This window comes from Thermomonas sp., from assembly GCF_047606765.1.
GTDB lineage: Bacteria > Pseudomonadota > Gammaproteobacteria > Xanthomonadales > Xanthomonadaceae > Thermomonas.
Window position 1 is genome coordinate 1 of the sequence record NZ_JASGED010000117.1, and the last position, 7,069, is coordinate 7,069.

Genomic DNA, 7,069 nt, shown 5'->3' on the forward strand with positions numbered 1-7,069 from the left:
ACATGAACCGCCTGCCCGACGCCCTGTTCGTCATCGACATCGGCCATGAAGACATCGCCATCAAGGAAGCCAAGAAGCTCGGCATCCCGGTGATCGCCGTGGTTGACAGCAACTACGACCCGGCGCTGGTCGATTACGCCATCCCCGGCAACGACGACGCCATCCGCGCCGTGCAGCTGTACGCCCGTGCCGCCGCCGACGCCGTGCTGGAAGGCAAGGCCGCTGCACCGAACGCCGCCAACGTACGCGAGGAAGACTTCGCTGCCGCCGTTGAAGGCGAAGAGAAGAAGCCGGCCCGCCGCGCTGCCAAGCCGAAGGCCGAGTAATCGCGCCGTCATGTGGCCGCGCGATGCTGCGCGGTCGCAGTCTCCTGCTCGTCATCCCGGCGAAAGCCGGGATCCAGCCTTTGCCGGATCCAACAAGCACTGGATTCCGGCTTTCGCCGGAATGACGTCACCCAATATTCGAAAGGTAATTCCCCATGGCTGAAATCACCGCTTCCCTCGTCAAGGAACTGCGCGAGCGCACCGGCGCCGGCATGATGGAGTGCAAGAAGGCGCTCACCGAAAACAACGGCGACATCGACGCCGCAGCCGAAGCGCTGCGCAAGTCCGGTGCCGCCAAGGCCGACAAGAAGGCCGACCGCGTTGCCGCCGAAGGCCGCATCGGCGTTGCCCAGAGCGGCGGCAAGGCCGTGCTGGTCGAAATCAATTCGGAAACCGACTTCGTCGCCAACGACTCCAACTTCAAGGCCTTCGTTGATGCCGTGGCACAGGCCGCGCTGGCTTCGGGCGCTGCTGACGTCGAAACCCTGAAGGCTGCCAAGCTGGCCTCCGGCGAGACCGTCGAGGAAGCCCGCGCCACCGCCGTGCAGAAGCTGGGCGAGAACATCCAGATCCGCCGCATCGCCAAGGTCGATGGCAACAACAACGTCGGTGCCTACGTACACACCAACGGCAAGATTGGCGTGCTGGTGGACCTGGCCGGCGGCAATGCCGAGCTGGCTGGCGGCATCGCGATGCACGTTGCCGCGATGAACCCGCAGTACAACCAGGCTGCCGACGTGCCGGCGGACTTCGTCGAGAAGGAAAAGGAAATCGAACTGGCCAAGATGTCCGACAAGGACAAGAGCAAGCCCGCCGACATCCTCGAAAAGATCATCAGCGGCAAGATCGCCAAGATCGTCAACGAGGTCACCCTGTACGGCCAGGAATACGTGCTGGACGCAGACAAGCGCAGCGTCGAAGCCGTGGCCAAGGCCGCTGGCGCCGACGTGGTGGGCTTCCAGCGCCTGGTGGTCGGCGAAGGCATCGAGAAGGTGGTTGAGGACTATGCCGCCGAAGTCGCCAAGGCGATGCAGGTCTGATCGGCGTGCCGGCTGCGCCGCCGTGATCGCGGCGCATTCGATGCTCGCAATCCTCATGTACGACTTCGTACACTGCGGTTGCTGCGCGCCACCCGCGCCACGCTGACGACGGCTCGCTCGGCACTTGCATCAAGACCACGAAAAACCCGCCGGAAGGCGGGTTTTTTGTGAATGACAGAGATGAAACTTGCGATCAGTGCGCTGAGTTGCGTTCTGCGTCGGTCTTCACACGTTCGGCGCGGAACTCGCTGGTTGCATCCCATTCCGGCCATTCACCGCTGTTCGCCAACGTTGCTGCCAGGCGATAGACCGTGCGTGTGTCCGTGGCCGGGCCGCGCATGTCCCAGTGATCGCCGAACTCGTCGCAGGGCTGGTGATAGCAGTTGGCGAAATACGTCGCGCGTGCAGCCTTGCCGCCTTCGACACCACCTTCGATCTGGTCGATACCGGGGCCGATGGTCAACGCCGGCACACCCGCCTGCGCAAAGGCGAAATGATCGGCGCGATAAAACAGACCAGCTTGCAGATTCTGGTCGGGCGAATAAGTACGGCCTTCGCGCGTGGCGGTCGCCACCAGGTCACGCTCCAGCGAGACCTTGCCAACACCCCACGAGGAAATGTCGCGGGTGGGGCCATCCGGACTCCACATTTCCAGATTCAACACTGCGGCGGTGGTGGCGAGCGGGCGCAACGGGTTGGCGGCGTAATACTTCGCGCCCAGCAGGCCGCTTTCCTCGGCAGTGAGTGCAAGGAACAACAGGCTGCGTTTGGGAGACGGGCCAGCCGCAAACACGCGCGCCATCTCGATCAGCGAGGAAATGGCGGTGGCGTTGTCCACCACGCCATTGACGATGCGATCACCGCTGTCATCGGCATCGGGAATCAGGCCGAAGCTGTCCCAGTGGCCGGACAGGATCACCGTTTCCTCCGGCCGCGATGCACCGCGCAGTATGCCGGCCACGTTGCGGCTGACGATGCGTGAATGCGCCACGTCGAAGGCCAGCGATACCGATGCACCCGGCATCGCCCTGCCCTTGTAGCCACGCTGCTGCGCCTTGGCCTTCTCTGCATCGAAATCCAGCCCGGCTTCGCGGAACAGCGCTTCCGCCACGCCACGCTGGATCCAGCCGCGTGCAGGCAGGTGGTAGGTTGCTGCATCGGCGCGCACGATGTCGTATTGCGGCCCGTTGCGGCCATTGCGGACGGTCGCCCATGGATAGGCTGCGGCTGCGGTTTCATGGACGATCAGCGCCGCCGCCGCACCGCGCCGGGCGGCTTCCTCGTACTTGTATGTCCAACGCCCGTAATAGGTCATCGCGCGGCCACCAAAGTCGCCCTGACCGCTTTCAAAATCCGGATCGTTGATGAGCACCACGACCACCTTGCCGGCCACGTCCAATCCTGCGTAGTCATCCCAACCCAGTTCCGGCGCGGTGATGCCATAGCCGGCGAACACCAGCGGCACGTCGCGCAAGTCCACTCTGCTGCCGGGATGCAGTGATTCCAGCGCGATGTCCTCACCCGAAACCAGCGTGCGCGACTTCCCGCCGACCTGCAGCGAGGCATGCACCGGGCCAACGATCTCGTTGCGCTCCAGTGTCACTTGCTGGAACCAGCTGCCGTCATCACCTGCGGGCGCAAGCCCTGCCTTCTTGAACTGCTCGGCGATGTAGGCCACCGTCTTTTCTTCGCCCGGCGTATTCGGGGCGCGTCCTTCGAACGCGTCAGAACCCAGCACCCGCAGGTGTGCGGCAAGATTATCGGCACTGATGCCGCCACCGGGAATGTCATCCAATGCCACCGGCCGCGTGCTGCAAGCCGCGCAAGCCAACGCAATGCCCAACGCGGCGAATTTCAAGAAGACGCTCATTGCTTACACCCTTCAAGCTTGAGGTGCTGCCCCGGCTGGATCGCGTACTTCGGTGCCTTCAACTTGTTCGCGCGTGCCAGTGTGCGGAGGTCACAGCCGAAGCGATCGGCGATGCCGTTGAGGGTGTCGCCTTTCTTCACCTTGTGGCTGCGCGGCTTGGGCGGCTGCGGGCGTGGTGCAGGTGCTGGTGCCGGCGGCGTGTCTGCGGCGGCGGCGGCTGCAGTTGCATCCGTGGCCGGGATCGGTTCGCCAACGCGCACCAGTGCGTTGCGCACGTTGCTGGTCACCAACTCACGCGCCAGTGTTGCGCGCTTGCCGCTCCTGCAGTGCAGGTTGTACAGCCATGCGATGCGGGTGGTGGCGTTGAGTTGGGTGCCTGCCGGCATCGTGCTTTCAGCTGCCCAGCGTGGATTGAGATTGCGCAGGACGCGCAGGTAGCCGTCGCGCGAGCCGTAGTTGCCAAGGCAGATGGTGAGTTCGTGGATGGAAGCCGGCTGTGCCAGTTGCACCGTGGCCGGATTGGCGCTGACACGCGGCCAGCGGATGCCGTATTCCTTCGGGTGCAGGAACAGCCACGCGGCCGCAACCACCATCGGCACGTAGTCCTTGGTTTCCGCCGGGAACTGGTTGTAAACATCGGCATCCCAGAAGCTGCGCCCGCCGCTGCCTTCGAACACGCGCAGGGCGCGGCCCTCGCCGCCGTTGTAACCAGCCAGTGACAGTTCGATGCTGTTGTTGAGCTGGGCCATGCGTTCGGCAAGATATTGCGCGGCGGCATCTGCCGAGGCGCGTGCATCAAAACGGGTGTCGAAGCCACTGCCATCGTTGCCCAGCCCGAAGCGGCGACCGGTTGACGGCATGAACTGCAACGGCCCGGCTGCGCCCGCGCGCGACACCGCATGCACCTTGCCGTTGGATTCCTTCGCCATGATCCCGAACAGCAGCGCTTCCGGCAGGCCGTTGCGCTTGAATGCCGGCACCATCAGGTGCTGCATGTAGCGGTAGTTCTCGTAGCTGTCCATCAGCGACGGACGCATGTCGGTCAGCCAGCGGCGGATGCCAGCCTGCACCGCCGGGTTGAACTGCACCATCTTGACGAAGCGCTGGCCTTCCTCGCTGAGCAGCGATGACGCATTGGCTTCGTCCGGCACGTCGGTATCGGCGAAGTCGGCTTCGTCGATGGGATCGCCTTCCTGCTCGGGATCGCCGGATTCGGGATCCGGGCTGGCCTTCAGCAGGCGCTCGTAGGTTTCTAGCTTCTTCGCAAGTTCGCAGCCCTTCAGCTTGGCGCAAGCGGCCACCACCGCCTGCATTTCGGTCAGGGCTTCGGCGGAAATGCGCGCGCCGGCGTCCTCGTTTTCGTCCAGCAAGGCATCGCGATAGCGCTTCTCGGCAGCGTCCATGCGTTGCTGCAAGGTGACCGCTTCGGCGCGCTCGCGGCGGGATTGCGCCTGCGCCGACGGCGCGAGCACGGACAGGCTCAGAACGATGGCGCAGAGCGCGGGCAGGTGGCGAACAATCATGCGTGCAACCAAATGCGGGGGAATCGGCAGGGTAACGGCCTGCGGTGCGCAGGGGCAACCCGTCATCGCGATAGAATCGCTCGACTATTGCAAACATCCGGAACGCCCCATGGACCCCATCTTCGTCGGCAAGGCCATCACCACCGAAACCAGCGGCAGCGTGTTCCTGCTGCCGAAATACGGCAATCGGCATGGTCTGGTGGCCGGCGCAACCGGCACCGGCAAGACCGTCACGCTGATGACGCTGGCCGAAGGCTTCAGCCGGATCGGCGTGCCGGTGTTCCTGGCCGACGTGAAGGGCGACGTGTCCGGGCTGGCTGTGCCGGGCACGCTGAACGAGAAGTTGCAGGCGCGCATCGAGCAACTGGGCATCACCGATTACAAAAACGAAGCCGCGCCGGTGGTGTTCTGGGATCTGTGGGGCAAGTCCGGCCATCCGGTGCGCACCACGGTCAGCGAAATGGGGCCGACGCTGCTTGCGCGCATCCTTGAACTTAACGACACCCAAAGCGGCGTGCTGGACATCCTGTTCAAGCTGGCCGATGACCGTGGCCTGCTGCTGCTTGACCTTGATGATTTCCGCGCGCTGCTGAACCTGGTTGCCGAGGAGCGCAAGGACATTTCCACGTCCTACGGCTTGGTCAGCACGCAGTCCATCGGCGCAATCCAGCGCGCGCTGCTGCGGCTGGAGCAGGAAGGCGCGGAGATGTTCTTCGGCGAACCCGCGCTGGAACTTGCCGATCTGATGCGCACCACGCATGACGGCCATGGCGTGGTCAACATCCTGGCCGCCGACCAGTTGATCCTGAAGCCGCGCCTGTATTCCAGCTTCCTGCTCTGGCTGCTGTCGGAGTTGTTCGAAAACCTGCCCGAAGTCGGCGACATGGACAAGCCGAAGCTGGTGTTCGTGTTCGATGAAGCGCATCTGTTGTTCGACGACGCGCCGCCTGCGCTGCGCCAGCGCATCGAGCAGGTGGTGCGCATCATCCGCTCGAAGGGCGTGGGCATTTATTTCTGCTCGCAGTTCCCGGACGACGTACCGGACGACATCCTGGGCCAGCTCGGCAACCGCGTGCAGCACGCGCTGCGCGCCTATACGCCGCGCGACCAGAAGGCGGTGAAGACTGCCGCCGAAACCTTCGTCGCCAATCCCGCACTGGATGTTGCAAAAACCATCGGCCAGCTCGGCACCGGTGAAGCACTGGTGTCGATGCTGATGGACAAGGGCGTGCCGATGCCGGTCGAGAAAACCCTGATCGCACCGCCGCGTTGCCGGATGGGCGCGATCACCGAAGCCGAGCGCATGCAGGTGCGCAACGCCAGCCCGGTGGGTGCGAAGTACGACAACACCGTCAATCGCGAATCGGCGGCGGAAATGCTGGCCGCGCGCGTGGAGCAGGCCAGCAAGGACGCGCCTGCTGCCAGCGAAGCGGAAGAAGGCGGCTTTGGCCAGAAGATGAACGAGTTCCTGTTCGGCAGCAAGCGCAAGCAAGGCATGGTGCAGGACGTGGCCAAGCGCACCACCGGCAACGTGGGCGGCTCCATTGGCCGCAGCGTTGGCAGCGCCATCGGCGAATCGGTACTGGGCAAGACCGGCAAGAAATACGGCGGGCAGATCGGCAACCAGATCGTGCGCGGCATCCTGGGCAGCATCTTCGGCAAACGCTGATCCGCGCATGGGCCGCTGGCGTCCGCCCGCCGAAAAAAGCACGGCGCTGATTACCCCGCAGGGCCATGCGCGGCTGAAGGCCGAGCTGGACGAGTTGTGGCGCGTGCGCCGGCCCGAGGTGGTGAAGGCACTCGCTGCTGCCGCAGCGGAGGGCGACCGCTCGGAAAATGCCGAGTACACCTATCGCAAGAAGCAGCTTGGCGAAATCGACCGCCGCGTGCGCTACCTGAGCAAGCGGCTGGAAGCGCTGCGCGTGGTCGATGCCGCGCCTGCCGACCGCGAGGCGGTGTTCTTCGGCGCACATGTCACAGTGGAAAACATCGCCAGCGGTGAAACATCGCGCTACCGCATCGTCGGCCCGGATGAAACCGACGCCAGGCTGGGCTGGATCAGCATCGACGCACCATTGGCCCGGACAATGTTGAAAAAGCGGGTGGATGACGAGTTCGAAGCGCAGTTGCCGGGCGGCGTGGTGCGGTTCGTGATTGTCGAGGTGGGTTATCAGAATGACGTTGATGCCGTCATTCCGGCGAAAGCCGGAATCCAGCTCTTGAGCAAACAGTAAGAAGCTGGATTCCGGCTTTCGCCGGAATGACGAACCCACAGGCTTCAGTGCTAATCGGCGTTGTACTCAACCTCGC

Annotated in this window: 6 protein-coding genes; 4 read left to right on the forward strand and 2 right to left on the reverse strand. The window is 64.1% G+C overall.

All coding sequences use genetic code 11. The features are described 5' to 3' along the window. On the forward strand, positions 1 to 326 hold a 326-nt coding region (rpsB, locus tag QM612_RS11045; protein ID WP_415253939.1), incomplete at its 5' end, for a 30S ribosomal protein S2. A 155-nt stretch (positions 327 to 481) separates the two neighbouring features. Beyond that, positions 482 to 1,366 (forward strand): translation elongation factor Ts, encoded by an 885-nt coding sequence (gene tsf, locus QM612_RS11050; RefSeq protein ID WP_415253940.1) that lies wholly within the window; start codon positions 482 to 484, stop codon positions 1,364 to 1,366. 193 nt (positions 1,367 to 1,559) lie between these two features. Here tsf and QM612_RS11055 read toward each other — a convergent pair whose 3' ends face one another. Beyond that, positions 1,560 to 3,236 (reverse strand): M28 family peptidase, encoded by a 1,677-nt coding sequence (locus QM612_RS11055; protein ID WP_415253941.1) that lies wholly within the window; start codon positions 3,234 to 3,236, stop codon positions 1,560 to 1,562. Then, positions 3,233 to 4,759 carry a transglycosylase SLT domain-containing protein gene (locus tag QM612_RS11060; protein ID WP_415253942.1) on the reverse strand — a complete coding sequence of 509 codons (1,527 nt, stop codon included), beginning with the start codon at positions 4,757 to 4,759 and terminating at the stop codon, positions 3,233 to 3,235. Before QM612_RS11060 ends, QM612_RS11055 begins: the two co-directional genes overlap by 4 nt. Positions 4,760 to 4,868: 109 nt before the next feature. On the opposite strand from QM612_RS11060, the gene QM612_RS11065 reads away from it, so the two are divergent. Together QM612_RS11065 and greB are read left to right on the forward strand one after the other, a co-directional pair. After that, a complete protein-coding gene (locus QM612_RS11065) occupies positions 4,869 to 6,428 on the forward strand; it encodes a helicase HerA-like domain-containing protein (protein ID WP_415253943.1) in 1,560 nt (519 codons plus the stop codon). Between the two features lie 7 nt (positions 6,429 to 6,435). Next, positions 6,436 to 6,993 carry a transcription elongation factor GreB gene (greB, locus tag QM612_RS11070; protein ID WP_415253944.1) on the forward strand — a complete coding sequence of 186 codons (558 nt, stop codon included), beginning with the start codon at positions 6,436 to 6,438 and terminating at the stop codon, positions 6,991 to 6,993. The last annotated feature ends 76 nt before the right edge of the window (positions 6,994 to 7,069 follow it).